Raw genomic sequence first — 3,791 nt, 5'->3', positions numbered from 1 at the left:
GGCCCCGAACCGCGCCGACGGCCTCTCCCCCGCCGGCCGCCCCGCCACCGTGGCGTACCTGTTCCCGCTGTGATCGCGTGGCCTTCCGCAGTACCGTCCACACCCTGTGCACCGGCTGCCGCGAGATTCCACCGGATCCCGATACCGGTCCCGTCCGGCTTCCCATGGAGGCCGAGGACCGGCGGCCGCGCGGGAGAGGGCTTCGGGCACGTCGGCCGGTCCCCTCGTGACGATTCGTCGCGCCTCTTCGCCCCTACCGGTGCAGGGTGCGGCGGGGACCCCGTGCTCCCGGACACCGTCGAAGTCACCACCTCGAACCGGCTGCTGGGGGGGCGCCCGGGTTGTGGGTTGGGTTGAAGGAGGCACTGGCGCCTCCGCTTTTCCGGGTGATGGGTGGGGTCGGCACCTGTCGGGGTGGCTCGGTACCGTACCGGGGTCGTAACCCCTTGTATCGAGCGGAGCAGGGCATGAGTGGCGGAACGTCGAGGAACGGTCGGTTGCGGACGGTCGTGGCGGGGGTGGCGGGGGCCGCACTGCTGATGACCGGGTGTTCCTCCTCGGACGCGGGCGAGGAGAACGACCCCATCGCGGGTACGGAGACCGCCCCGGCGGAGCCCACCGAGGAGGCGGATGACGAGGCGAACGGCGGCGACGAGGCCGGGAGCGAGCCGGAGGACTCCATCGAGCGCCCGGAGATCGACCTCGGGGACGACTTCGAGAACGTCTACGAGGGCGAGGAGACCGGTGACCCGGTCAAGGACGCCATCCTCCGCGACAGCCGGGGGTTCGTCGACGCCGTTGACGAGGGCATCATCCACCACGAGACGGATCGTCCGGCAGTGCGCTTCTACATCAAGGGCGACGCGCTGGACCAGACCGTTCAGTTGATCAGCACGATCATCGATCGAGGTAACTCCTCGATCGGGACGACCCGGTATTTCAATCGAGAGGTGACTGTTTTCGAGGACGGCAGTTCAGCTGCGGTACTCTTCTGCCGCGATTTCAGCGGCGTGGCCACCATTGACTTCGAAACTCGCGAGGTGACCAAACAGGCGGACGCCGATGCGAAGCCGGCCCTGTACGCTTCCCGAGTCGAGCTCAATGAACTGGGTGTATGGCAGACGAGCGAATACAGCGTGACCTCGGAGGCCCCCGAGTGCCGGTGAATCGAAGCCACTGGACAGTTCTTTCGCTCCTCTCCATCATCACATTTTCAGGTGCTTTGTTGTCGCCCCCAGCTCATGCCGACGAACGGCACATAGTGGAAAACGCGACTCCCCCGCCCGAGGCTCCGCCCCGAACGGGTGGCGGGGGTGGCGGTGGGGGGATCCACGCGGAGGCGCGGATCGTGTTCACCTCCACCGGCAAGGGGAACCCGGCGCCGTTGGTCTCCGCCACCTCCTGGACTCCACCGGCCTGCTACTACGCGCCCCTCTACACCCCCGCTCAGATGCGGGACAAGGAGGACGACTGGCTGCGCCACATGACGGTGGACTCCCCGCACGAGGAACAGGTCCAAATCGACACCCGGGACCGGTACGAGGACCTGTTCGGTGAGGACGGGGAGTTCCCCGACTTCCACACCGACCGCGCGGGCGAGGGGATGTTCTGGTCCCGGGTGATCAACCGCGACCACCCCGACCGGGCCGCCCAGTACTCGTGTGAGCCGCGGCTGTTCTGGGTGGACTTCGGCGATCCGCCGCCCCCGGGCCCCGGCGTGGTCGACACCGCCACCCTGGCGGCGCTGGCGTGGGAGTACACCCGGGTGCCGGAGACCGAGGTGACCCTCAACCCCGAGGGCAGCCAGGTGGTGAACCTTCCCTCCTGGGTCTGGCTGGACGAGGCCGCCTTCGAACCGGTGACGGTGCGCGCCGAGCTGCCGGACTACGGCATCTGGGCCGAGACCGTCGCCACCCCCCGCAGCCTGCGCCTGGCACCGGGCACCCCCGACGCCGTCCTGCACCCCGCCTCCGGCCGCTGCGAGGCGCGCGGCGGACGCATCGGGGAGCCCTGGACCCGGGGCAGGAGCGGCGAGGAACCGCCCTGCGGCATCACCTACCTGCGCTCCACCGCCACCGGCACCCCTCACACGATGGAGGCCACCCTGGTGTGGGGCGTCTCCTGGACCGACTCCCTCGGCGGCGGGGACACACTGCCCGACGGCGAATACGCCACCACCCTCGACGTGACCGTCGACGAGGTCCAAGCGGTCGTCCGATAGCGGCGGGGCCCGGCCCACGGGTCCCGCGTGGGCCCATCACCCCCGGTCGAAGGGTCCGGAGGGGCCCGTCCGTCGCTCGCCGGCCGGTCCCCGGGCCGCGTCTCCCGGCGGGTCATCGGGTGCGCGTCCCTCGGCTCGCCCACCGCGCCCCGGACTGTCGGGAAACCGTCACGATCGGTCACTCCCGACCACCTCCCGTGCAGGGTCGAACACTCCCGCCCACCATCCGCCGGCCACGTGGGGACAGTCCTGTAGTGGACAGCGCCCCGGGGGCGGACGGGGCCGCCGCACCGGGTTACATGGGGACGGGCCCCACGGGCGCGGCCCCTGTGTCGCGGCCCCGCCCCTCACGGAGGGGAGCGGGCCCTCCGGCCGAGCCGACCGGACGTCTGCCGGCGGATCACGGGCGCCCTTCCCGGGGCCGGCCAGATCGGAGGACCCCCGATGACACGTGTCGCGCACCCTGCCCCCCGCCTCGTGCTGGTCGGGGCCACCGACGCCCGGGGCACCGCCCTGGTGGAGTTGATCGAGGAGCGGAACCCCACCGGTTACGGGGAACTGCGCCTGGTCGATCCGACCGGCCGCCGCCGGGCCGTCGGGAGCCGCCGCACGCCCGCCCTCCCTTTGGAGGAAGCGGTCTTCGAGGGCGCCGATGTCGTCTTCCTGTGCTCGGGCTCCGGCATCAGCCGCCGCTGGGCACGTCCCGCCGCGCGCCGGGGCGCCCTGGTCGTGGACACCTCGGACGCCTTCCGCGGCGACCCGGAGGTCTCCCCGGTGGTGCCCGAGGTCAACGGCACGACGGCCGCGCGGCTCCCGTCGGGCTCGGTCGTGGCGTCCCCCCGGCCGATGACCGTGGCGCTGGCCCGGTTGCTGCACGGCGTCGAGCGGGCCTGCGGGGTCCGGCAGGCCGTGGTGAGCACCTATCAGGCCGCGTCGGGTGCGGGGCACCCGGGGATGGAGGAACTGCTGGAGGGCAGCGAGTTGGCGCTGCGGGATCCGGACGCCGAACCGCCCTCGGAGAGCTTCCGCCCGCCGTTGGCCTTCAACGCGGTGCCGGCGGTGGGTGGGCCGCTCCCCGACCGGTCCACCACGGAGGAGGAGCGTCTGACGCGCGAGACCCGCCGGGTGCTGAACCGACCGAGGTTGAACCTGACGGTGACCTGCGTGAGCGTTCCCGTGGTCAGCGGGCACTCGGCCACCCTGTTCGTCGAGGCGGAGGTACCGATGCGGAGGCGGGAGTTGGTACGGCTGTTGGGGTCGTTGCCCGGCGTGGTGGTGCACGACGCGGCCGACCCCCGGCAGACGCCGACGCCGTTGACCGCCGGCGATCCGGACACGGTGCACGTGGGGCGGGTACGGGTGGTTCCGCACGATCCGCGTGGCTTCTGGCTGTGGCTGACGCTGGACGACCTGCGGGCCGGGAGCGCCCGGAACGCCCTGGGCATCGCCGAGGCGTATCTCGCCCGACGGGGGACTCCCGTGCCGGGCACCGGTACGCACGCGGACGGAGCCGGCCCCCGGCGGGCCGGTGGGAGGGGGTCCCTCCCGGTGCGGTCGCGGGGGTGAACGC

Annotated in this window: 3 protein-coding genes; all 3 read left to right on the top strand. The window is 72.1% G+C overall.

The window, feature by feature from the left end:
* Positions 1-467: 467 nt before the first annotated feature.
* The 3 genes from FOE67_RS19395 (at position 468) to FOE67_RS19385 (ending at position 3,787) form a co-directional block, all read left to right on the top strand.
* Positions 468-1,166 (top strand): hypothetical protein, encoded by a 699-nt coding sequence (locus FOE67_RS19395; protein ID WP_182666041.1) that lies wholly within the window; start codon positions 468-470, stop codon positions 1,164-1,166.
* Positions 1,167-1,348: 182 nt separating this feature from the next.
* The gene (locus FOE67_RS19390) at positions 1,349-2,221 is read left to right on the top strand and encodes a hypothetical protein (protein WP_182666039.1); all 873 of its coding nucleotides are present in this window, start codon (positions 1,349-1,351) and stop codon (positions 2,219-2,221) included.
* Between the two features lie 444 nt (positions 2,222-2,665).
* Positions 2,666-3,787, top strand: coding sequence for an aspartate-semialdehyde dehydrogenase (locus tag FOE67_RS19385; RefSeq protein WP_182666037.1), 1,122 nt, complete (start codon positions 2,666-2,668; stop codon positions 3,785-3,787).
* Positions 3,788-3,791: the final 4 nt, after the last annotated feature.

Source organism: Streptomyces calidiresistens, from assembly GCF_014141525.1.
In the GTDB taxonomy this organism is placed as follows: Bacteria; Actinomycetota; Actinomycetes; order Streptomycetales; family Streptomycetaceae; genus Streptomyces; species Streptomyces calidiresistens.
Note: the sequence above shows the minus strand (reverse complement) of the source record. Positions and strands in the feature narration are given on the sequence as shown.